The following is a 21,635-nucleotide window of genomic DNA, read 5'->3' on the forward strand; positions in this document are numbered from 1 at the left end:
TGGTTCCTGGAACTGCTTCGACGAAACGAGCGGCGGTCGCCCGGCCCCGACGGGTCGGTGTGTCACCGCTCCGTCAGGCGTCCAGGTTGCCGGCGGCGTTGGGCCGGCGCTGCTGTCGGACCCGGGACCGTCGAGGACGAGGCCGCCGTGTCGGTCAGCCGTCCCGTCGCCGTGAAGAGCCAGGAAAGGGTGTCCGATGCGGAGAGCGCCGCCGAGCTTAGCCACTCAAACGCCACTTTATAGCGATTTACCGTAGATGCCTCGGTTGACATGACGTCGATGAAGCCTCCTTCGATCGCCAGCGTCTCCGGGTCCTGCGAATCGGTGAACCGGTAGAGCGAGAAGGCTGTCGGCGGCAGGTAGAACTCGCCGATCCGGGTGTCGCGCAGCAGCAGGTGCAGCGTCACGTTCGGCAGCATGGCCAGCTCGCAGAGGTGGGCGAGCTGATCCCGCAGCACGTCGGGCGGGCAGGCCCGGCGACCCAGCGCCGCCTCCTCCAGCACCGCCGTGTAGCGGGGACCGTCCGGCCGGTCCAGCAGGGACTGCCGGCCCAACCGCGCCTTGACCTCGGTCTCCGGGTCGTCCCCGGCGGACGGGTCGGCCGACGCGGCGGCGGCGTTGGCCGAGACGATCCGCAGCCGGGCGTACCCCTCGGTCTGCAACAGCCCCGGCACCAGGACCGGGTTGTACTCGCGGATGTGGGCGCAGCCCGCCTCCAGCTCCGCCCAGCCCAGCTGCTGCTGGGTCATCACCGGGTACGACTTGCGCCAGGCGCGCATGTCACCTGCCTCCTCGGTGATGACCAGCAACTCCTCCCGCAGGGCGGGGGCGGCCCGGTAGAGGTCGAGCAGGATGGCGACGTCCTCCGGATCGGGCCGGCTGCGGCCGTTCTCCAGCCGGGACAGCTTCGACGCCGACGCCCAGCCGATGCGTTCGATCACCTGGTCGCCGGTGAGTCCCGCCGCCTCGCGTAGGCGACGCAGGTCAGTGCCGAGCCTGCGGCGACGCAGGATCGGGCTCGGTACGGCAGGAGGCACGGTGTCCTCGATTCCGTAGACCGCCACGAGACGCGACGGTAACTGTATGAAACTCGACCCCCACGGTCAGTATGGACGGCGCGACCGGCGTCGGAGGTCCCGGCGAGGGCGTGTCTTGCGACAGAAAGACGACTGTGGAACGTGTCAGCCGGGCCCGGGACGACGCCGTCCCCACCGGCGGCAGTTCCCCCGTACGCGTCCAGCCGGACGCCACCCCCGCCGGAGGGAACCCATGCGCACCGTCCTGCGCCGCCCCGACTTCCGTCTGCTCTTCGTCGCGCTGCTGGCCAGCATGGCGGCCGAGTCGATGCTGCTGCTCGCCCTGGCCATCTGGGTCAAGGACCTGACCGGCTCCGACGGGCTGGCCGGCGCGACCATCTTCGCGATCATCGCGCCGATGATCCTGGCCCCGCTGATCGGCTGGGTGGTCGACCGCTACCGCCGCCGACCGTTCTTCGTGATCGCGAACCTGGGCACGGCCCTGCTGCTCAGCCCACTCTTCGCGGTCCACGACAGGTCCGACGTCTGGGTCATCTACGTGGTGGCCGCCTGCTATGGGCTGTCCTACCTGACCCTGCACGCGACCCTGAGCGGGCTGCTCCGCCAGCTCGTGCCGAGCGAGCTGCTGGCCGACGCGAACGGGGCGTTGCAGACCGTACGGCAGGGCCTGCGCCTCGGCGGCCCGCTGGCCGGCGCGGCCCTCTACGCCGCGGTCGGCGGCTGGCTGCTGACCAGCCTGGCGATGACCGGGTTCGTGGTCGCCGCCGCCGTGGTGGGGCTGCTCCGGGTGACCGAGCACCCGCCGGCCGCCGCCGCCCTGCGCTGGCCGGCCGAACTGGGGGCGGGGCTGCGCCACCTGACCCACGAGGCCGCCCTGCGCCGGGCCCTGCTCGGCTACGGCCTGGGCTCGCTCGTGATGGGCTTCACCGAGTCACTGATCTTCGCGTACGTCGACCAGGGGCTGCGCCGTGACGCCGCCTTCGTCGGGGTGCTGATCGCCGTGCAGGGGATCGGCGGCCTGGTGGGCGGCCTGCTCTCGTCGACGGTGGTGCGCCGGGTCGGCGAACTGGGCGCACTCGCCGTCGGGGTGACCCTGTTCGGTCCGGCCGCGCTGATCCTGGCCTGGCCGGACCTCCGGCTCGGCGTGCTGGCCCTGCTGCTCGCCGGGCTGTCCCTGCCGCTGACCATGGTGGGGCTGACCACGCTGGTCCAGCGGCGTACCCCGCCGGGGCTGCTCGGCCGGGTCACCGCCGCCTCCGAGGCGCTGGTCAGCGGGCCGCAGGCGGTCTCCATCGGGGCCGGGGCGCTGCTCGTCGGCGTGTTCGACTACCGGCTGCTCTTCGTGCTCGTCGGGGTGGTCACCACAGCCGCCGGCCTGTGGCTCTGGCGGGGACGTCGGCTCAGCCCACCGGTCCCGCCGAAGCCGCCGGTCCCGCCCACGACACCGCCCGTGGCCCGCATCCCGGCCCCCCGTCGTCCGCTGCCCGACCCGACCGCCGACCGGCTGCCCGGGCGCTGACCCCCACGACACGACGCAGCGGCCGGCCCCGGTGCGGGCCGGCCGCTGCACGAGACGGGGCGGGCTCAGCCCGCGATCGTGGCCAGGTGCTGCTTGACCTGGGTGATGGAGGGGTTGGTCAGGGCGCTGCCGTCGTCGAAGCGCAGCGTCGGCACGGTCTGGTTGCCGCCGTTGACGCCCATCACGAACTCCGCGGCCTTCGGGTCCTGCTCGATGTCGACCACCTCGTACCCGATGCCTTCCCGGTCCAGCTGCGACTTCAGCCGGTGGCAGTAGCCGCACCACGAGGTGGAATACATGGTCAACATCGTCGGATCCTCCAAGGGTCACCGCGCCGGCCCGGGTCAGGCCAGGCTAACCGGTGCAACACCGGCCGGAGCTGAGATGATTCCTCGCTGTGGTGGTTCACTCAGCGGCGGAGACGGTGCTCGCCGGGCTGGACCCGGAGCAGCGGTCGGTGGTGACCGCCCCGGCCGGCCCGGTCTGCGTCCTGGCCGGCGCCGGCACCGGCAAGACCCGGGCGGTGACCTCCCGGATCGCCCACCGGGTACTGACCGGCGGGATCTCCGGGCGGCACGTGCTCGCGGTCACCTTCACCGCCCGCGCCGCCGCCGAGATGCGGCACCGGCTGGCCCTGATCGGGGTGCCGGGCGTACAGGCCCGGACGTTCCACGCGGCGGCGCTGCGCCAGGTGCGCTACTTCGCGCCCCGGCTGCTGTCCGGGCGGGCCATGCCGGAGCTGCTGGACAGCAAGGTCCGGGTGGTGACCCTGGCCGCCGCCAAGGTCGGCCTGCGGGCCGACCGGGCCGCCGCCCGGGACCTGGCCGGCGAGATCGAGTGGGCCAAGTCGTCGCTGGTCGAGCCGGGGGAGTACGTGGTCGCCGCGATCCGGGCACTGCGCGAGACGCCGTACGAGCCGGCGAAGGTGGCCGAGGTGTTCACCGCGTACGAGCGGCTGAAACGCTCCTCCGGGGTGATCGACTTCGAGGACATGCTGCGGGCCGCGGTGTGGGGCATCGAGGAGCACCCGGACGTCGCCGAGCAGGTACGCGGCCAGTACCGGCACTTCGTCGTGGACGAGTACCAGGACGTCAACCCGCTCCAGCAGCGGCTGCTCGACGCCTGGCTGGGCGGCCGGGACGACGTGACGGTGGTCGGTGACGCCAGCCAGACGATCTACTCGTTCACCGGGGCCACCTCGGCGTACCTGATCGACTTCCCGCGCCGGCACCGGGCGGCCACGGTGGTCCGGCTGGTCCGTGACTACCGGTCCACCCCGCAGGTGGTGGGGCTGGCCAACGCGGTGATCGGGCAGGCCCGGGGCACCGAGGCGCGGCTGCGGCTGGAGCTGCACGGCCAGCGCCCGCCCGGCCCCGAACCGGAGCTGCGGATCTTCACCGACGAACCGGCCGAGGCGTCCGCGGTGGCGGCCCGCTGCCGGGTGCTCGTCGACGGCGGCACCCCGGCGAAGGAGATCGCCGTGCTGTTCCGCACCAACGCCCAGTCCGAGGCGTACGAGAAGGCGTTGACCGAGGTCGGCGTCCCGTACGTGGTGCAGGGGGCGGAACGGTTCTTCGAGCGTGCCGAGGTCCGCCAGGCGATGGTGGCGCTGCGCGCCGCCACCCGCTCGATCCCGGGCGAGACGCCGCTGCCGATCGCCGTCCGGGAGGCGCTGACCGCCGTCGGCTGGACGCCCGACACCGCCCCACCCGGTGGCGCCGCCCGGGAACGCTGGGAGGCGCTCGCCGCCCTGGTCCAGCTCGCCGAGGAGTACGCGGCCACCCCCGAGGTGCTGCCGATCGGCGAGGCCGCGACGGTGGAACGTCAGGCCAGCCTGGCCGACTTCAACGACGAGCTGGCCCGGCGGGCCGCCCAGCAGCACGTGCCGACGGTGGACGGGGTCACCCTGGCCTCCCTGCACTCGGCCAAGGGGCTGGAGTGGGACGCGGTCTTCCTGGTCGGGCTCTCCGAGGGCACCCTGCCCACCTCGTACGCGCGCACCCCGGAGCAGGTCGAGGAGGAGCGGCGGCTGCTCTACGTCGGGATCACCCGGGCCCGGCAGTGGCTCTGGCTGTCGTACGCGTCGGCCCGCTCCCCGGGTGGGCGGGCCCGCCGTCCGTCGCGGTTCCTGCCCCAGCTGGACCGCAGCGGTGGCGGCGAGCGGGCCGGCACGGCCCGGTCGGGCGGGGCGAGCGCGGCGAAGCGGGCGGTCGAGCGGCGGCGGGCCCCGGTGGTCTCCTGCCGGATCTGTGGCGCGACCCTGCTCGCCGGTGCCGACCGCAAGCTGGGCCGTTGCCCCACCTGCCCGTCCGACATCGACGAGCAGCTCTACGAGCGGCTGTCCGACTGGCGGGCCCGGGTGGCCGGGGCTCAGCGGGTCCCGGCATACGTGGTCTTCACCGACGCGACCCTGGTCGCGCTGGCCGAACGGCGACCGGGCCGGGTCGAGGAGCTGATCGCGATCGCCGGCATCGGCCCGCGCAAACTCGGCCTGTACGGCGAGGCGGTGCTGGCGTTGGTGGCCGGCGCGACGGTCGACGAGATCGGCCCGGAAAAAACTCTCGAAATCTCGTCGTAAATTCGTTTGCCCTCGCCCCGTGGCGAGGAATAGCCTCAGGACGCACCTCAGGAGCAGCGCCATAACGGCTGCTCACGGGGGCTGAGTCCAAATCGGCACGAGGAACGTGAGGGAGGTGGCACCCGTGGAGATCATCACTTATGAGCGTCCGGCGGCGATGCCAGCTGCCTGCGCTCCGCTGTCGGCTGCGTGGGTGGCCCCTGCCGCTCCGCGACCGTCGATCCCGCAGGTGCACCAGGTCTCGGTTCAGGCCGAGCTGAACCTGACTGTTGCGCCGACTGCGGGTGTCGAGGGGACCAGTGGCTTCACGGGTCTGGGCATCGATGTCGCCACGAAGCGCATGGATGTCCGCGGCGTTCCACCTCGAGGTAGACCGGTCTGACACTCAGACCACCGGCTCACCTCGAGGCCGCGGAACCCGCTCACCGGGATCCGCGGCCTCAGTTTTTTGCCCGTCGAAGTACGTCGGAAATGCGATCCACGAGATCGAAGTGAGAGAGAGGTGACCGGGAGATGAGTCTGGCGTTGGCCCCCCTCGACGTGAGCGTCGAGCTGGAGGCGAACCTGCCCTGTCGGAAGTTCGACCCCGACCTGTGGTTCTCCGACTCGCCCACCGACCTGGAGCTGGCCAAGTCGCTCTGCGGGGACTGCCCGCTGCGCGTCGAGTGCCTGGCCGGGGCGGTCGAGCGGGCCGAGCCGTGGGGCGTCTGGGGCGGCGAGATCTTCGAGCGTGGCGCGGTCGTCCCGCGTAAGCGGCCCCGGGGCCGTCCGCGCAAGGAGGACCTCGCCCGCGACGCCGCCCTCCGGGTCGAGGCCGAGGCGCGACTGGCGGCCAATGGTCTGGCCACCTCGCGCAGCGCGGTACGACTGGCAGCCTGACCCACCCGATCCGTTCCACCCACCGCCGACAGTCGTCGGCCCAGAGAGAGAGTTGACCCCGATGCTGCACCTGCCGAACGGAACCGAGATGCAACTACTCCACGAAGCGTTGTCCCGGGCTCGAATGCGCCGGCCTCAGGCCGGTCGTACCACCACGAGCACTGAGGCGCACCGTTCCGCCCGTACCGTCGCGATGGACAGCCGGAGCCAGTCGGCTCGCGACCTGGGCGTTCTCTGAAACCACCACTGATACGCGGGGGCGGTGACCGGATCACGGTCACCGCCCCCGCGTCGTGTCGGTCGGCCGTCGCCGGTCAGGCGACCGGGGCGAAGCCGGGCAGCCAGCGCTCCAGGATCCCCCGGTAGGGGGCCTTCGCCTCCAACTGGCAGAGCACCCCGATCGAGCCCAGCGTCACCCGGTGGATCAGCAGGTACGACGGCGGCAGGTTGAGCTGTCGGCTGAACTGGAAGGCCGGCGACTTGGGGCTGGCCAGCCGGGTCGCCTCGGCGCGCAGCCAGGCCCGGGTGAACCGGAACTCCTCCTGCGCCACCGGGTCCAGCATCGGACGGATGTAGTCCAGCAGCGCCTGCGCGTCGATCGGCTCGGTCGGGTTGACGAAACCTTCCTCGCGCAACCCGGCGACGACCGCGTCGGCGTCGCCGCGCAACGACAGCCCGAGCAGCCGGCCGATCGGCTCCGGGGTGCCCTCGGGCATCCGGGCCACCGCGCCGAAGTCGATCACACCGAGCCGGCCGTCCGGCAGCAACCGGAAGTTGCCCGGGTGCGGGTCGGCGTGCAGCAGCCCGGCCCGGGGCGGGGCGGACAGGTGCAGGGTCGCCATCAACCGGCCGGCCGTGTCGCGCTGCGCCTCGGTGCCCTCCCGGATGATGTCCGCCAGCGGTGTCCCCTCGATCCACTCGGTGACCAGCACCCGGGGCGACGACGAGAGCACCGCCGGGATGAAGATCTCCGGGTCGTCGGCGTACGCGGCGGCGAAGGCGCGCTGCGACTCGGCCTCCAGCTCGTAGTCCAGCTCCTCGGTGATCCGTTCCCGCAGCTCGGCCAGGAGCGGCTTGACGTCCAGGCCGGGCTGGATGACGCGGAACATCCCGCCCAGCCGGGAGAGCTGCTTGAGGTCGGCGAGCAACGCGTCCCCCGCGCCCGGGTACTGGATCTTGACGGCGGCGGACCGGGACACCCCGGTCTCCGGGTCCCGCCACACCGCCCGGTGCACCTGGCCGATGCTGGCCGCCGCGGCCGGCGCGTCGTCGAACTCGACGAACCGGTCCCGCCAGTCCGGCCCGAGCTGCTCCGCGAGCACCTTGTGCACACTCGCCACCGGCAGCGGCGGGGCGGCCTCCTGGAGCTTCGTCAACGCCTGCCGGTAGGGTGCCGCGATCTCGTCCGGCAGGGCCGCCTCGAACACCGACAGGGCCTGGCCGAACTTCATCGCCCCGCCCTTGAGCTGCCCGAGGACGCTGAAGAGCTGCTCGGCGGTGCGCTGCTGGATCTCGGCGGAGATGACGTCGGAGGCGATGCCGGTGACGCGCTTGCCCATCCCGAGGACGGTCCGACCGGCGAAACCGAGCGGCAGAGCGGCGAGCTTGGCGGTCCGGGACACGGCGCGGCGCGGGATGTCGGTCACCTGGCCATTGTTACCGACTTGGTGGCCCCGCTGCTGCGCTGAAGCCGGGCTGGGTGGCCCCGTCCCCCGTTCCGTGCTCCCGCGACCCCCGTCCGCCGCCCCCACCGCGCCCCGGACGGGCCGGCCGGAGGCGTACGCCGCGGACCGGACCCGGTTGTGGCCGGCGGGCGTCCGGCCGGCGTCAACGGCCCGAGCAGGAGCAGTCCGGGTGCGGGGCCCAGGCCCGCCGGCGTAACCGGCCGCCCGGTCCGACCTCCACCGTGCAGCCGACCGTCTCCGGGGTGCCGCCGTCGAGCTGGGCGAGCGCCTCGGCGACCGCGTACCCGGCGGCGGTGAGCAGGGTGGCGGTGCCACAGGACTGGTCCGCCGGACCGGTGGCGAGCTGGGCGGCCAGGCCGGGCCAGCCCGGGTCACGATCGGTGCGGTGCAGCTCCAGACAGTGCAGGCAGGGCCCCACCGGCGGCCGGACCAGGGGGCCGACCACAGGTGTCCCCTCCCGCAGGGTGAGCAGCAGGTGGGGCTGGCGACGCCTGGCGTACCCGGTGGCGAGCAGGGCCGCCGGACGGTCCGTGCCGAGTTGCACCACCAGCTCGACCCGGCGTCGGTCGGCCGGGCGGGTGCGGGTGCCCGGGGCGGCCCGGTCGATGGCGGCCCGGACGGCATCGGCCAGTGGCTGCCCGACGTCGGCGGCGGCCAGCCCGGTGCCCACCAGGTCACCCGGCTGCACCGGACCGGTCAACCCGACCGTCACCTGCCCGACGCCGGCCTGGGCCAGAGCCACGGCGACGGGCGCACCGAGCCGGCCCGCCCCGGCCACCACCACCCGGGCGGCGCGGCGACGCCGGAGCACCTGGGCCGGGGTGCCGGGCAGGGCGGGCGCGGCCAGGGCGAGCGCCCCGGCCTCCGCGGCCAGCCGGCTCCGGTCCGGGCCGGTCAGGTCGCGGGGGAGCAGGGTGTGCGCCGGTACGACCAGCCCTGCGGCGTGCAGGGTGTCGATCAATCCCCGGGCCTGGCCCGGGTCGACCCGGGCGCTCGCCGCGTCCGCCAGCACGCCACGTTCACTGCGGGTGCCGTCGAGCAGGTCGAGCAGCCGGGTGACCCGCGAGTCGGCCACCTCCAGCAGGACGGCCCGGCCGGGCGTCAGCCCCAGTTGCAGGGTGTGCCGGTCCCGCCAGAGCCGGGTCAGGCCCGGCACCAGTGCCGGACGCAACAGCGCGGTACGGGAGGGCACGGCATGGGTTGGTACGGCGTGGTCGGGCACCGGGTGGGTGGGCACGGCGTGGGGCGGGCTCATGACGACGAATCGTGACCGAGTCCCTGCGGTGCGTCGCTCGTTGTCCACAGGTGTGCAGCGCCAGATCCAGCGTTGTCCACAGGATCCCGCGAGTTATCCACAGATCACGCGGAGTTATGTCAGGCAGCCGACAGATCTGCCGCTCGGATGGTGGGCGACGGCGGCTGCCACGGTCGGGCGGGGTGGGGTGCGGGCGCGGGAGGGGCGGCCCACCGGGCCGCCCCTCCCGCGCCGTACCCGTACGGGTGTCAGACCTTGGCCTTGCCCAGGATGCGGTTCACTGTTGTGCCGCACACCGGACACTTGCCCTTGGCCATGTTCATCCCGGTCTTCGAGACCTCGACGTGCCCCTCGAAGTCCCGCTTCTCCTTGCACTTCACGCAGTAACCGTTGTAGGTCTGGGCCTGGTCGGCCACGGTAGCCTCCTCGTCTCGTCCGCCGGGCACGTCGGTCCGGCGGTGCTCCCGGCGGCGGGCCTGGGGGGCGCCGGCACCGGGTCCTTCTCCGCGGCCACCCACGTGACCGCCGGTTGGCGGACCCTACCCAGCTCTGGGCGGTTCCATGTCAGCGGTGCATCGACACTGTGAGCAAGTCGACGTCGAGAGTGTGCATCCCGAAAAGGGCGGGATAAGTGAGTTTGCCGGGGACACGCCGTGTGGAGCCCTCTGGGAGGTCCCCCGGACGGGGGTGCGGTGACGCCGTCGGGACCGATCACCTACCGTGGAGATCGCGCCCGCGGGTGGCTTCCGGTGTCGCCACGAAGGGTGACGGTGGTCCGGCTCCATGGTCACCACCAGTTTTTTTCGGACTCCTTACTACTAACCACCATTTTCCGGGCGCGTGTCGGGGTGTTGACTCTTGCGGACCCCTGGTCAGTACGCATTAGCTTTCCATCGTGGCAGGAAACCACGGCTGCGCGGCCCACTGATGGCGGCGGCGCGGAAGCCAGTCGTCGAGGTACGGCGCAGTCAGCGCCGGCGACGCACGGTGTCCGCCTACCGGGACGGCGAGCGGGTCGTGGTGCTCATCCCGGACCAGTTCTCCCGGGCCGAGGAGAGCGAGTGGGTCGACCGGATGCTCGCCCGGCTCGCCGCCCGGGAAGGCCGACTGGCCCGCAACGACACCGAACTGCTCGACCGGGCCCTGCGCCTGATCAATCTCTACCTGGCCGACCAGGGTGGCGACGCCCTGCCGGCAAGCGTCCGCTGGGTCACCAACCAGAACGGTCGATGGGGTTCCTGCACCCCCGCCGACCGGACCATCCGGATCTCGCACCGGCTTCAGGAGATGCCCGACTGGGTGCTCGACTACGTGTTGCTGCACGAGTTGGCGCACCTGATCGTGCCGAGCCACAACGCCCGCTTCTGGGCCCTGGTCGGCCGGTACGCCAAGACCGAACGGGCCCGGGGCTACCTGGAGGGCGTGGCCGCCGCCTCGGCCGTCCCGGTCGCCGGCTGACCGCCCCACCCGTCGGCCGCCCTGCCGGGGGTGATCAACTTATCTGCGCGCAGGTAGCGGTGTCCGGGCGGCGTCGACGGCGCTACTCCGGCCCACAGGAGTCGATCACCCTCGGGCCGCCCACTACAGTCGGGGAATGGTCCGACGGGTGGTGGTCGCGTTGCTCGCTCCGGTGGCCTGGTCGCCGCCCGGCGTCGAGCTGATCCGCTGGCGTACCGCGCTGGCCGAGGACGTGGTGGACCTGTTCGCCACCCTCGCCGAAGTGGAGACCGCGCTCGCGGTGACCCCGGCCGACCGCTGGCTGGCCGACGCGGTGCGCTGGCCCGACACTCCCGTCTACGAGGTGCCCGAGCCGACCGTCACCGCCGTGCTGGCCGCCCTCGACGGGTACGACCAGGCCGCCGTGGTCGCCGCCGACGCCCCCGACCTGCCGGGGCTCGTCCTGGGCAAGCTGCTGCGACCGCTGACCAGCCGACCCGTCGCCGTCGCCCCCGTCGAGGGCGGGCCGGGACTGCTCGGCGTGGCGTCCCGGCTGCCCGTACCCGGGTGGCTGCCGGCGCTGGACCTGGACGTCGCCGGGCCGGCGGACCTGCGGCGCGTGGCGTCGGCCCCGGCCGACGTGGCGGTCACCCCCGGCTGGCACCGGCTGCGCGGCCCGGCCGACCTGGCCGCCCTGGACCCGGCCGTCGAGGGCTGGGAGGCGACCCGCGCCCTGCTCTCCGGCCACCGAACCTGACCGGCCCGACCATCGCAGCCGGCCCGACTACCGCACCCGGCCCGACCAGCGCAGCCGGCCGACGGACGGCGACCGGCCGGGCCCGCCCGGGAGTCGGGCGGTCCGGCCGGTGTCGCGGCTGATCGGTAGCGGTCAGGGCCGGTCGGTGTCGCCGTCGGTGTCGTCGGGGCGGGGCCGGCTGCCCGGTGCCTGTTCCTCCGGACCGCCCGGGGCGGTGAAGTCGAACGTGGCCAGCTCGTCGTCGAGGTCGGTCGAGGTGGTCGCGAACGCCACCGGGTCGGCGAAGTCGGCGTCCGACGGGAGCAGGTCGGGGTGGCCCCAGACGGCGTCCCGGCCGGCGATGCCCCGGTGCTCGGTCAGCGCCGCCCACAGCGCCGACGCCTCCCGCAGCCGGCGCGGACGCAGCTCCAGGCCGACCAGCGCGGCGAAGGTCTGCTCGGCCGGCCCGCCGGCCGCCCGGCGGCGACGGAACGCCTCACCGAGGCGGACCACGTTGGGCAGCCGGTCGGTCGCCGCGCTGTCCACCACGTGGCAGACCCAGCCCTCGACCAGCGCGAGCACCGTCTCCAGCCGGGCCAGGGACGCCTTCTGCGCCGGGGTGTCCTCCGGGGTGAAGATCCCTTCCAGGGCGATCGCCTGCATCGACTCCGGGTCGGTCGGGTCGACCCGGCCCATCGCCTCCTCGATCGCCTCCCGGTTGACCCGGATGCCTGACGCGTAGTTCTCGACCGCGGTCAGCACGTGCCCGCGCAGCCACGGGACGTGCTCGAAGAGCCGCTGGTGGGCCGCCTCGCGCAGGGCGACGTAGAGGCGTACCTCGTCCTCCGGCAGCTCCAGGCCCCCGCCGTACACCCGGATGTTGGCCGGGATCAGCGCGGCGGTGCCGGCCGGGCCGAGCGGCAGGCCGATGTCACCGGCGGAGAGCACCTCGGCGGCGAGCTGCCCGAGGGCCTGGCCGAGCTGGCCGCCGAAGAGCGCCCCGCCCAGGGTGGCGACCATCGACTGCATCGGGCCGAGCTGCGCGCGCGCCTCCGGCGGGACCAGGTCGCCCATCGCACCGACCATCCGGCTGGCCACCGGGTCGCAGAGCTTGCGCCAGACGTCGAGCGTCTTGTAGATCCACTCGTTGCGGTTCCAGGCCAGGGAGGTGCGGATGCCCGTCGGCCAGGCCGAGGCCGGCTCCAGCCAGAGGTCGGCCAGGCGCAGCGCCTCCTCCACCGCGTGCCGTTCGTAGGGGGAGGCCATCGGGTCACCCGTGGCCGCGAGCTGGCTGGCGGCCACCTGGCGGGCCAGGTCCCAGTTGACCGGCCCGCTGCCCGGCGCGGAGAGCAGGTGCTGCAACTGCGACATGAACTGCTGCATCTGCGCGGGATCGTTGGGGTCTGGTGGTTGCCCACCCGGGAGCGCGAAACCGAACGGAATATCAGGCACGACGTCTACGGTACGCGCGCCGCGCCCCTGGTAACCGCAGCTGGCGTTGCGCTGAGGGCGAAGTCGGCCGCAGCCCGCCGGACCCACCGCCACCGGTCGGTACGCTCTGCCGCATGAGACGTCGTGGCGTGACCGTCCTCCTCGGTGCTCTGCTCACCACCCTGCTGAGCATCGGCGTGCTCGGCGCGCCCATCCCGTACGTGGTGCTCGGCCCCGGCCCGACGGTGAACACCCTGGGCACCAACGACGGCCGGGAGGTCATCCAGGTCAGCGGCCGGGAGACCTCCACCTCCGCCGGTCAGCTCCGGATGACCACGGTCGGGGTGCAGCCGACGGTGAAGCTGCGCGCCGCGATCGCCGGCTGGCTGTCCAAGGACGAGGCTGTGGTCCCCCGGGAACTGGTCTACCCACCGGGCGAGTCGCAGGAGGAGGTCGAGAAGCGCAACGCGGAGGACTTCCAGAACTCGCAGAGCAGCGCCGAGACCGCCGCGCTGGTCAAGCTCGGCTACCCGGTCGAGGTGGTGGCCAAGGAGGTCGCCGCGGACGGGCCGGCGGCCGGCGCGCTCAAGGCCGGCGACGTGGTCACCACCGTCGACGGCGCGCAGGTCACCTCGGCGTCCCGGCTGGTCGAGCTGGTCCGGGGCAAGCCCGCCGGCACCGCGCTGACCATCGGGTACGTCCGTGACGGCGCGGCCGGCACCGCCACCGTGACCAGCCGGGAATCCGACGGCCACCCGCGTATCGGGGTGGTCCCCGACCAGCGGCAGCCGCACCCGTTCACCCTGAAGATCGACCTGAAGGACATCGGCGGCCCGAGCGCCGGGCTGATGTTCGCCCTCGGCATCATCGACAAGCTCAAGCCGGAGGACCTGACCGGCGGGAAGATCATCGCCGGCACCGGCACGATCGACGACGAGGGCCGGGTCGGTCCGATCGGCGGCATCGCCCAGAAGCTGGTCGGGGCGAAGAAGGCCGGGGCCAAGGTGTTCCTGGTCCCCGCCGACAACTGCGCCGAGGCGGTCCGCAACCCGCAACCCGGTCTGCCCATGCTCAAGGTCGGTTCGTTGGACGAGGCATTGACCGCGTTGGACACGTTGCGCGCCGGTGGGGAACCGACCCGCTGCTGAGGGCGGGGCCACGCCGGGGACACCGGGGCGACCCGGGCACGACCTGACCCGACACGTTCAGGAACACCCCGTACTCTGGGTGCCTGTCCGGAGCCGATCACATCGAGCGTGCGGAGCCAAACAGTGGCCATGCGTAGCAGCCCCCTGCCGAGGATGAGTCGGCGCGGACGCGTCACCATCGGGGTCCTGGTCGGGGTGTTCCTCCTGTTCACCCTGCTGGGCTGGGGGGTGCAGGCGTGGACCGACTGGCTGTGGTTCGACGAGGTCCGCTACACCCAGGTGTTCACCGGTGTGCTGCTCACCCGGCTGCTGCTCTTCCTCGCCGTCGGGTTCGGCCTGGCCGCGTTCGTGGGCGGGAACCTGTGGCTGGCGTACCGGCTGCGGCCGAAGCTGCGCCCGCACTCGCTGGAGCAGGCCACCCTGGAGCGGTACCGGATGCTGCTCACCCCGCGCATCGGCACCTGGATCAGCCTCACCGCCGTGGTGCTCGGCCTGTTCGCCGGGCTCTCCGCGCAGGGCCGGTGGAGCCAGTGGCTGCTGTTCCGCAACGGGGGCGACTTCGGCGTCAAGGACCCGGAGTTCGGCATCGACGTCGGCTTCTACGTCTTCCAGCTGCCGTTCTGGCGCTACCTGCTCGGGGTCGGTTTCACCGCCGTGGTGCTGGCGCTGATCGGCGCGCTGGCCGTGCACTACATCTTCGGCGGGGTGCGCCTACAGGGTGTCGGCGACCGGATGACCAACTCCGCGCGCGCCCACCTGAGCACGCTGGTCGCGGTCTTCGTCCTGCTCAAGGCCGTGGCGTACGTGCTGGACCGGCGGGCCATGCTGCTGGAGTACAACGAGGGCGCCAAGCTGTACGGCGCCGGCTACGCCGACGTCAACGCGCTGCTGCCGGCCAAGGAGATCCTGGCGTACATCTCGGTGGTGGTGGCGATCGCCATCATCGTGTTCTCCAACGCGGTGATGCGGAACCTGGTCTGGCCGGGCATCTCGCTGGCGCTGCTCGGGGTGTCGGCCGTCGCGATCGGCGGCATCTACCCGTGGGCGGTGCAGACCTTCGAGGTCAAGCCGAGCGCCCGGGACAAGGAGGCCCCGTACATCCAGCGCAGCATCGACGCCACCCGGGCCGCGTTCGACATATCCGACGTGCAGACCGAGGGGTACGCGGCGAGCAACCTGGTGCCCCCGGCCAGCCTGGCCACCGACACCTCGGTGGTGCCGAACGTCCGGCTGCTCGACCCGCAACTGGTCTCCGAGACGTACACCCAGCTCCAGCAGGTCCGGGGGTTCTACGACTTCGGCCCCAAGCTGGACATCGACAGGTACTCGGTGGAGAACAAGACCTCCGACTACGTGGTCGGGGTCCGCGAGATCAACTACGGCGAGCTGACCGACCAGCAGAACAACTGGATCAACCGGCACACCGTCTACACCCACGGCTACGGACTGGTCGCGGCCCCGGCCAACCAGGTGGTCTGCGGCGGGCAGCCGTACTTCGTCTCCGGCTTCCTCGGCGAGAAGGCGCAGGAGGCGTGCTCCTCGCAGGCCGAGCAGATCCCGGCCAGCCAGCCGCGGATCTACTACGGCGAGCGGATGCAGCCCGACGACTACGCCATCGTCGGCCAGACCAGCGCGGACAAGGACGTCGAGTTCGACCGGCCCACCCCGACCACCGGCGGCGAGCAGTACTACACCTACACCGGTGAGGGCGGCGTCGAGATCGGCTCGTTCACCCGCCGGCTGCTCTACTCGATCAAGGAGCAGGAGACGAACTTCCTGCTCTCCGAGGCGGTCAACGACAACTCCAAACTGCTCTACGTGCGCAACCCCCGGGACCGGGTGGAGAAGGTCGCGCCGTTCCTCACCCTCGACGGCGACCCGTACCCGGCGGTGGTGGGCGGCAAGGTCCAGTGGATCATCGACGGCTACACCACGGCCGCGACCTACCCGTACGCCGAGCGGATCAACCTCCAGCAGGAGACCACCGACGAGTTGACCAACCGGGGCACCTTCCAGCTCGCCCGGGAGAACGTCAACTACATGCGCAACTCGGTGAAGGCCACCGTCGACGCGTACGACGGCACGGTCCGGCTCTACGAGTTCGACGACGGCGACCCGGTGCTCAAGGCATGGAACAAGGCGTTCGGCGGTGACCTGGTGCTGCCCAAGAGCGCCATCCCGGCCGACCTGGCCGCCCACTTCCGCTACCCGGCCGACATGTTCAAGGTGCAGCGCAACCTGCTCACCAAGTTCCACGTCACCAACCCCGGCGACTTCTACTCCGGCCAGGACTTCTGGCAGGTGCCGAACGTGCCGGACGCGCCGGACAGCGGGCAGAAGCAGCCGCCGTACTACCTGTTCACCCAGTTCCCCAACCAGGACGCCCCCCGGTTCCAGCTCACCTCGGCGGTCACCCCGAACGGCAGGCAGAACCTCGCCGCGCTGATCTCCGGCTCGTACGTCGACGGGCAGCCGAAGCTGGAGGTGCTGGAACTGCCCGACCAGACCCGGATCTCCGGCCCGGTGCAGGTGCACCAGCAGATGACCAACAACGCGACCATCCGGACCGAGCTGAACCTGCTCTCCTCCAACCAGGCCCAGGTGCAGTACGGCAACCTGCTGTCCCTGCCGTTCGGCAACGGGATGCTCTACGTGGAGCCGGTCTACGTCAAGAGCAACCAGCAGGACGCGTACCCGCTGTTGCAGAAGGTGCTCCTGTCGTACGGCGACGGCGGCTCGTACGTGGTGCTGGCCAACAACGTCACCGACGGCATCAAGCAGCTCGTCGAGCAGGGTAAACGGGCCGGGCAGGGGACCACCCCGCCACCGGGTGGCGAGACGCCGCCGCCCTCGGGCGGCACCCCGCCCTCGCCCTCGCCGACGGCCTCGCCCGGGGCGAGCAGCCCACCGGCCAGCGCCGACCTGGCCGCCGCCACGCAGCGGGTCCAGGCGGCGATCGCCGAGGTCAAGGCCGCGCAGGCGTCCGGCGACTTCGAGCGGTACGGCCGCGCGTTGAAGGCGCTGGACGAGGCGATCACCGCCTTCCAGCAGGCCCAACAGGGCAACCCGGCGGGCACGTCCAGCGGTAACCCGCCCGCCACACCGACGCCGTCCGGCGGCGGCTGACCCGCCTGGTCCCGCGTCGACGGGGCCCACGATCCGTACCGGGATCGTGGGCCCCGTCGTTTTTCCGACCGGTTGTCCCGCAACCTCACGATGCCGCTGACCGTCTCCAGTGCAGTGGCCGGGACGGGGGGACGTGGTGCGGGCATGAGGGACGAGCGGAGTTTCGACGAGTTCTACCGGAGCACCTCGGCGCGGACCCTGCGCTACGGTCACGCCGTGGCGGGCGACCACGGTGAGGCGCAGGACCTCGTCCAGGAGGCGTACGCCCGCGCCTGGCGGCAGTGGGGCCGGCTGGCGCAGCACCCCGCGCCGGAGGCGTGGCTGCGGCTGGTGATCAGCCGGCTGGCCGCCGACCGGTTCCGCCGGTTACGCAGCTGGCGGACGGCGCTGAGCCGCACCGGGCCACCGGAGGACGTGCGGCCACCCGGCGAGGACACCGTGCTGCTGGTGGCCGCGCTGCGGCAGCTACCCGCCAACCAGCGTCAGGCGCTGGCCCTGCACTACCTGTTCGACATGCCGGTGGAGGAGATCGCCCGCGAAGCCCGGGTGCCCAGCGGCACCGTGAAGTCGTGGCTGTCCCGGGGGCGGTCCCGGCTGGCCGAGCTGCTCCCCGGCGTCTCGGCGAAGGAGTTGGAGGTCAACGATGTCGCGTGAGCTGCACCGTTTCTACCAATCGTTGGCGCAGGACACCGACCCGGGCGGCCTGGTCTCGCCCGACCTGGTCCGTCGGTACGCCGACCGGCGGGCCCGGCTGCGGGCGGCGGCCGGGGTGCTGGTCGTGGCGGCCCTGGTGGGCGGGACGGCGGCCGGCACCCGGTTCGTGCTCACCGCCGCGCCCGGCCCGCCCGCCGGGCCGCCGGCCCTCCCACCCACCACCGCCGTGTCGGTGCCCGCCCCGGCGGTGTCGCCGGCGGCGACGGTGACCTCCGTCCCGGCCGCGTCCGCGCTCACCGGTTCGGCCGGCCGGTCGTCGGCCGGCCCGGCCAACCCGGCCGTCACGTCGCCGTCCGACCAACCGCCGACCGCGATCCCCGACGCGGCGTTCTTCACCCTCGCCGCGGCCAACGACACCGGAATCCGGGCGACGTTCGACGCCGGCCCGACGCTGCCGCAGCTCTGCGGCGCGCACCCCGGCGACTCGGGTGTCGTCCAGCGCCGGGGCCGCGCCCTGGCCTTCCGGTACGCCGACACCCCGAAGGGGTACGTCCCGGACGGCAGCTACCGGCACACCATCACCGTCTACCGGTCCGGTCACGCCGGGGAGGCGCTCGGCGAACTGCGGGCGGCGGTGCGGGACTGCCCGATCCAGCAGTCGTCGGACACCCCGGGGGTGACGTCCCGGTACCGGCTGCTCGGCGGGGGCGGCTACGGCGACGAGTCGGTGCTGTTCGAGCTGCGTCGGTCGTACTCCGAAGGGGCGGGCGACCCGGTCGGCGGGGAGGAGGTCCGGCTGGTCCGGGCGATCCGGCTCGGGGACGTGGTGACCGTGCTCTGGGAGCAGGGCTGGGAGGGCACGTCCAGTGACCGGTCGCAGGTGGACGCGGACAGCGGGCGGGCGGTGGACGCGTTGCGGGCCTGGTTGGACTGACCGCCGGGTGCCGTTTTGCGGGCCCGGGGGTCGGTAGGCTACGGTTAACCAGCCGACGCGGGGTGGAGCAGCTCGGTAGCTCGCTGGGCTCATAACCCAGAGGTCGCAGGTTCAAATCCTGTCCCCGCTACTCGTTCGACAGGCCCCGGAGTTCGTCTCCGGGGCCTGTCGCCGTTTCCGTCGACGGGTCCGCCGTCGTGGGGTCGGTAACCGGCGTACCGCGGCCGGCGGGTGGGGCGGCACGGGCGGCGGTGGTCTCCGGTGGGCGTCCTGAGCTGGGTGGACGCCGGATCGGGGGGCCGGCCGATCTCCGTCGGGCGGATGGGTTAGGCTTAACGGGCCGACGCGGGGTGGAGCAGCTCGGTAGCTCGCTGGGCTCATAACCCAGAGGTCGCAGGTTCAAATCCTGTCCCCGCTACTCGTTCGACAGGCCCCGGAGTTCGTCTCCGGGGCCTGTCGCCGTTTCCGCCCCGGCATCGTTGGGCCCGCGCCGGTCTCCGGGTACCCGCGTCCGGAAACCGGCCCGGGCTTCGGCGTGCCGGAGTTGCCGGCCTCGGTCAGGATGAGGGCATGTCTACTGAGATCAGGACGTCAACTCCGATTACATGGTGGGGCCGGCTGAGCGCGGTCCTCGGCGCGGTCGTGCTGTCGGTCTTCGTGCCGGTGGCCGCGTGGGCGTCCACCGGCACCGGCGAGTTGGTGGTGGAGGCGGCCCGGCGACGGTCCAGGGCCGGCGGGTTCGGCGTCTTCGGGCTGCTCTGCTGCCTGGTGGTCGTCGGCGGCATCGTCCTGCTGGTGGTGCTGCTGACCCGCAACCGGCGCAACCGTCCGCCCCGCTGACCCGCGACCGGCGTCACCGCCCGTCCCGCCGACCCGTCAGCGGGCCAGGGCCGCCTGGGCCCGGGCCATGAACTGTGTCGTCGCCGCCCGCGCCCCGGAGCGTCCCGCGCGGATGCTCCGGGCCGCCTCGGTGAGCAGGGCACGCACCTCGTTGTGCCCTCTCGGGGGTGGCGCGGGTGCGGGGCCGACCTGCTGGTGCAGCGCCTCACCGAGGGCGGCGACCTGTTCGGCCAGCGGATCGTCGAGGGTCTGCACGACCGCTTGGCGTACGGTCAGGCTGGCCGGCAGGCCCCGCTCGGTGCCGAGCAGCCGGCCCACCTCCACGCTGCCGGTGAGGAAGTCGACCACGTCGGCCACCACCTGCGGGTGCCGGGTGCCCCGGAACCCGGCCCAGTACATCGACGCCCGGTCCCACTGGGCGGCCCGGGGGCCGGGGAAGCCGACCAGGGCCAGCTCGTCCCTGCTGTAGCGCTGCAACTCGGGAAACTGGTGCGACCAGGCGAACGAGGCGGCAGTGTGCCCGCTGACCACCAGTTGCCGGGCCGGCTCGCCACCGTCGGCGCGGTCCACCAGGGCGGCGGCCGGGGTGGCCCGTTGGCTGCGGGCCCGCTCCCAGAACTCGAACCAGTCCAGCAGCGCGGCCGAACCGAAGCCCAACTGGCGGCCCTGGTAGAACCGGGTGCCCAGCCCACGCAGCCACAGCCACAGCGCCCGGTGGTCGCCCGACGGGTCCATCGAGCCGGCGACCCGGCCCCGGCCGGCCCGGGTCACCCCGGCGGCCCAGCTCAGATAGTCGGCCCAGGTCATCGAGGTGGTCGGGGCGGCGACCCCGAGCCGGTCGAGTAGGTCGCGGTTGAACACCACGGCGGGGTGGGTCTGCGCGGCCGCGACGCCGTACACCCGGTCGTCGATCTTCCCGTAGTCGATCAGGCCGGTCGGCAGGGTGTTCAGGTTGATCCGGCCGTCGTCGACGTAGCCGCCGAGGTCGAGCAGGATGCCGCGCTGGGCGTAGTCGCCGAGCATCGAGTCGTCGATCTGGAACAGGTCGGGCGCGTTGCCGCCACCGGCCTGGGTGGCGAGCCGCTCGTAGTAGCCGCCCTGCCCCTGCCAGGTCACCCGGAAGGTGACCTGCGGGTTGCGGGCCGAGTACAGCCGCAGGGCCCGTTCGGTGGCCTCGGCCCGTCGGGTGCCGCCGTACCAGAAGACCGACAGCTCCACCGGGCCGTCAGGCGTCGGCGACTCCGCCTCGCCGCCGCACCCGCTCAGCCCGCCGGCAACCAGCACCGGGACCCCGAGCAGTGCGCCGAGCAGCCGCCGCCGGGCCGGGTCGACGCCGGGCCGGACCAGCGGGGGACGCACAGCGGACACGTGGTGCTCCTGGGGACGGTCGGGCCGGTAGCCGGACCATTCACGCAGGTGGCGCGGCCGGGTGTCAACGCCCGCCCGCCGGCCGCACGGGTGGGCGACCCGGCCGGCGTGGTCCCCGTGGTGTACTAGGGCACGTGGAACTTCTGCACTCGGGCAAGGTCCGGGACGTCTACGCGGACGGCGAGGACCTGATCCTGGTCGCCTCCGACCGGATCTCCGTCTACGACGTGGTGCTGCCCACCCCGGTCCCGGACAAGGGACGGCTGCTCACCGCCCTGTCGCTCTGGTGGTTCGAGCAGCTCGCCGATCTGGTGCCGCACCACGTCGTCTCGACCACCGACGTGCCGGCCGAGTTCGCCGGCCGGGCGATCCGCTGCCGCCGGCTGGACATGGTGCCCGTCGAGTGCGTCGCCCGGGGCTACCTGACCGGTGGCGGCCTCAAGGAGTACGAGCGCACCGGCGCGGTCTCCGGCGTGCCGCTGCCGCGTGGCCTGGTCGAGGCGTCGATCCTGCCGGAGCCGATCTTCACCCCGTCGACCAAGGCGCCGGCCGGGGAGCACGACGAGCCGATCACCTTCGCCGACGTGGTGGACAAGGTGGGTGCGGAGACCGCCGAGCGGCTGCGCCAGATCACCCTGGACGTCTACCGGCGGGGTGCGGAACTCGCCGCCGACCGGGGCATCCTGGTCGCCGACACCAAGATCGAACTGGGCTGGGCGGCGGACGGCACGCTGGTCCTCGGCGACGAGGTGCTCACCTCGGACTCCTCCCGCTACTGGCCGGCCGAGTCGTACCAGCCGGGCCGCACCCAGTTCTCCTACGACAAGCAGTACGTCCGGGACTGGGCGACCAGCAGCGGCTGGGACAAGCGGTCCCCCGCGCCCGAGGTCCCGGCCGACGTGGTCGAGGCGACCCGGGCCCGTTACGTCGACGTCTACGAACGGTTGACCGGCGAACGCTGGTCCTGACCTACCGCGTCCCGGCCGGCCCGTGTCGGGCCGGCCGGAA

At 72.8% G+C, this 21,635-nt stretch carries 19 protein-coding genes and 2 tRNA genes; 14 read left to right on the forward strand and 7 right to left on the reverse strand.

Features of this window, described 5'->3' with window-relative positions:
• Positions 1-62: 62 nt before the first annotated feature.
• Positions 63-1,037, reverse strand: coding sequence for a helix-turn-helix domain-containing protein (locus ACN267_RS29720; RefSeq protein ID WP_204958196.1), 975 nt, complete (start codon positions 1,035-1,037; stop codon positions 63-65).
• Positions 1,038-1,269: 232 nt separating this feature from the next.
• Here ACN267_RS29720 and ACN267_RS29725 point away from each other — a divergent pair, with 232 nt between their 5' ends.
• The gene (locus ACN267_RS29725; RefSeq protein WP_204957854.1) at positions 1,270-2,556 is read left to right on the forward strand and encodes an MFS transporter; all 1,287 of its coding nucleotides are present in this window, start codon (positions 1,270-1,272) and stop codon (positions 2,554-2,556) included.
• Between the two features lie 65 nt (positions 2,557-2,621).
• Here the strand turns inward: ACN267_RS29725 and ACN267_RS29730 are convergent, their stop codons facing one another.
• On the reverse strand, positions 2,622-2,864 hold the full coding sequence (locus tag ACN267_RS29730; protein WP_204957855.1) for a mycoredoxin: 243 nt from the start codon (positions 2,862-2,864) through the stop codon (positions 2,622-2,624).
• Positions 2,865-2,953: 89 nt separating this feature from the next.
• On the opposite strand from ACN267_RS29730, the gene ACN267_RS29735 reads away from it, so the two are divergent.
• From ACN267_RS29735 to ACN267_RS29745, 3 genes are all read left to right on the forward strand, one after another.
• Positions 2,954-5,134 carry an ATP-dependent DNA helicase UvrD2 gene (locus tag ACN267_RS29735; RefSeq protein ID WP_421490134.1) on the forward strand — a complete coding sequence of 727 codons (2,181 nt, stop codon included), beginning with the start codon at positions 2,954-2,956 and terminating at the stop codon, positions 5,132-5,134.
• A gap of 124 nt (positions 5,135-5,258) precedes the next feature.
• The gene (locus ACN267_RS29740; RefSeq protein ID WP_204957857.1) at positions 5,259-5,516 is read left to right on the forward strand and encodes a hypothetical protein; all 258 of its coding nucleotides are present in this window, start codon (positions 5,259-5,261) and stop codon (positions 5,514-5,516) included.
• Positions 5,517-5,647: 131 nt separating this feature from the next.
• Positions 5,648-6,013: a WhiB family transcriptional regulator gene (locus tag ACN267_RS29745; protein WP_204957858.1), complete on the forward strand. Its 366-nt coding sequence runs from the start codon at positions 5,648-5,650 to the stop codon at positions 6,011-6,013.
• Between the two features lie 314 nt (positions 6,014-6,327).
• Here the strand turns inward: ACN267_RS29745 and ACN267_RS29750 are convergent, their stop codons facing one another.
• The 3 genes from ACN267_RS29750 to ACN267_RS29760 form a co-directional block, all read right to left on the reverse strand.
• Positions 6,328-7,659 (reverse strand): ABC1 kinase family protein, encoded by a 1,332-nt coding sequence (locus tag ACN267_RS29750; RefSeq protein ID WP_204957859.1) that lies wholly within the window; start codon positions 7,657-7,659, stop codon positions 6,328-6,330.
• 181 nt (positions 7,660-7,840) lie between these two features.
• On the reverse strand, positions 7,841-8,953 hold the full coding sequence (locus tag ACN267_RS29755; protein ID WP_421490135.1) for a ThiF family adenylyltransferase: 1,113 nt from the start codon (positions 8,951-8,953) through the stop codon (positions 7,841-7,843).
• A gap of 248 nt (positions 8,954-9,201) precedes the next feature.
• The gene (locus ACN267_RS29760) at positions 9,202-9,369 is read right to left on the reverse strand and encodes a DUF5679 domain-containing protein (protein WP_007464795.1); all 168 of its coding nucleotides are present in this window, start codon (positions 9,367-9,369) and stop codon (positions 9,202-9,204) included.
• A gap of 511 nt (positions 9,370-9,880) precedes the next feature.
• On the opposite strand from ACN267_RS29760, the gene ACN267_RS29765 reads away from it, so the two are divergent.
• Entirely contained in the window at positions 9,881-10,411 is a 531-nt protein-coding gene (locus ACN267_RS29765; RefSeq protein ID WP_204957861.1) for a M48 family metallopeptidase, read from the forward strand.
• Between the two features lie 136 nt (positions 10,412-10,547).
• Complete coding sequence (locus tag ACN267_RS29770; RefSeq protein WP_204957862.1) at positions 10,548-11,147, forward strand: hypothetical protein; 600 nt, start codon at positions 10,548-10,550, stop codon at positions 11,145-11,147.
• 132 nt (positions 11,148-11,279) lie between these two features.
• Here the strand turns inward: ACN267_RS29770 and ACN267_RS29775 are convergent, their stop codons facing one another.
• A complete protein-coding gene (locus ACN267_RS29775; RefSeq protein ID WP_421490136.1) occupies positions 11,280-12,578 on the reverse strand; it encodes a zinc-dependent metalloprotease in 1,299 nt (432 codons plus the stop codon).
• A 113-nt stretch (positions 12,579-12,691) separates the two neighbouring features.
• Here ACN267_RS29775 and ACN267_RS29780 point away from each other — a divergent pair, with 113 nt between their 5' ends.
• The 7 genes from ACN267_RS29780 (at position 12,692) to ACN267_RS29810 (ending at position 19,259) form a co-directional block, all read left to right on the forward strand.
• Positions 12,692-13,705 carry a YlbL family protein gene (locus ACN267_RS29780; protein ID WP_204957863.1) on the forward strand — a complete coding sequence of 338 codons (1,014 nt, stop codon included), beginning with the start codon at positions 12,692-12,694 and terminating at the stop codon, positions 13,703-13,705.
• Positions 13,706-13,834: 129 nt separating this feature from the next.
• On the forward strand, positions 13,835-16,831 hold the full coding sequence (locus ACN267_RS29785; protein WP_421490137.1) for a UPF0182 family protein: 2,997 nt from the start codon (positions 13,835-13,837) through the stop codon (positions 16,829-16,831).
• 144 nt (positions 16,832-16,975) lie between these two features.
• Positions 16,976-17,485: a SigE family RNA polymerase sigma factor gene (locus ACN267_RS29790; RefSeq protein ID WP_204957865.1), complete on the forward strand. Its 510-nt coding sequence runs from the start codon at positions 16,976-16,978 to the stop codon at positions 17,483-17,485.
• On the forward strand, positions 17,475-18,419 hold the full coding sequence (locus tag ACN267_RS29795) for a hypothetical protein (RefSeq protein WP_421490138.1): 945 nt from the start codon (positions 17,475-17,477) through the stop codon (positions 18,417-18,419). The genes ACN267_RS29790 and ACN267_RS29795 overlap by 11 nt, the downstream gene beginning before the upstream one ends.
• 56 nt (positions 18,420-18,475) lie before the next feature.
• Positions 18,476-18,549 (forward strand) — tRNA-Met (locus tag ACN267_RS29800).
• Between the two features lie 214 nt (positions 18,550-18,763).
• A tRNA-Met gene (locus tag ACN267_RS29805) sits at positions 18,764-18,837 on the forward strand.
• A 152-nt stretch (positions 18,838-18,989) separates the two neighbouring features.
• Complete coding sequence (locus ACN267_RS29810) at positions 18,990-19,259, forward strand: hypothetical protein (RefSeq protein ID WP_281894357.1); 270 nt, start codon at positions 18,990-18,992, stop codon at positions 19,257-19,259.
• A gap of 36 nt (positions 19,260-19,295) precedes the next feature.
• On the opposite strand, the gene ACN267_RS29815 is transcribed toward ACN267_RS29810, so the two are convergent.
• The gene (locus ACN267_RS29815; protein WP_421490139.1) at positions 19,296-20,627 is read right to left on the reverse strand and encodes an ABC transporter substrate-binding protein; all 1,332 of its coding nucleotides are present in this window, start codon (positions 20,625-20,627) and stop codon (positions 19,296-19,298) included.
• A gap of 134 nt (positions 20,628-20,761) precedes the next feature.
• On the opposite strand from ACN267_RS29815, the gene ACN267_RS29820 reads away from it, so the two are divergent.
• Positions 20,762-21,595, forward strand: coding sequence for a phosphoribosylaminoimidazolesuccinocarboxamide synthase (locus ACN267_RS29820; protein WP_204957868.1), 834 nt, complete (start codon positions 20,762-20,764; stop codon positions 21,593-21,595).
• The last annotated feature ends 40 nt before the right edge of the window (positions 21,596-21,635 follow it).

It is taken from the genome of Micromonospora sp. WMMD734 (genome assembly GCF_049178975.1).
Lineage (GTDB): Bacteria > Actinomycetota > Actinomycetes > Mycobacteriales > Micromonosporaceae > Micromonospora > Micromonospora wenchangensis.

Excerpts from the sequence above, each read along its gene's own strand:
- ACN267_RS29810 (WP_281894357.1), top strand. The coding sequence starts at position 18,990 with ATGTCTACTGAGATCAGGACGTCAACTCCGATTACATGGTGGGGCCGG.
- ACN267_RS29790 (WP_204957865.1), top strand. The coding sequence starts at position 16,976 with ATGAGGGACGAGCGGAGTTTCGACGAGTTCTACCGGAGCACCTCGGCG.
- ACN267_RS29770 (WP_204957862.1), top strand. The coding sequence starts at position 10,548 with ATGGTCCGACGGGTGGTGGTCGCGTTGCTCGCTCCGGTGGCCTGGTCG.
- ACN267_RS29745 (WP_204957858.1), top strand. The coding sequence starts at position 5,648 with ATGAGTCTGGCGTTGGCCCCCCTCGACGTGAGCGTCGAGCTGGAGGCG.
- ACN267_RS29725 (WP_204957854.1), top strand. The coding sequence starts at position 1,270 with ATGCGCACCGTCCTGCGCCGCCCCGACTTCCGTCTGCTCTTCGTCGCG.
- ACN267_RS29765 (WP_204957861.1), top strand. The coding sequence starts at position 9,881 with ATGGCGGCGGCGCGGAAGCCAGTCGTCGAGGTACGGCGCAGTCAGCGC.
- ACN267_RS29780 (WP_204957863.1), top strand. The coding sequence starts at position 12,692 with ATGAGACGTCGTGGCGTGACCGTCCTCCTCGGTGCTCTGCTCACCACC.
- ACN267_RS29785 (WP_421490137.1), top strand. The coding sequence starts at position 13,835 with ATGCGTAGCAGCCCCCTGCCGAGGATGAGTCGGCGCGGACGCGTCACC.
- ACN267_RS29795 (WP_421490138.1), top strand. The coding sequence starts at position 17,475 with ATGTCGCGTGAGCTGCACCGTTTCTACCAATCGTTGGCGCAGGACACC.
- ACN267_RS29755 (WP_421490135.1), bottom strand. The coding sequence starts at position 8,953 with ATGAGCCCGCCCCACGCCGTGCCCACCCACCCGGTGCCCGACCACGCC.
- ACN267_RS29730 (WP_204957855.1), bottom strand. The coding sequence starts at position 2,864 with ATGTTGACCATGTATTCCACCTCGTGGTGCGGCTACTGCCACCGGCTG.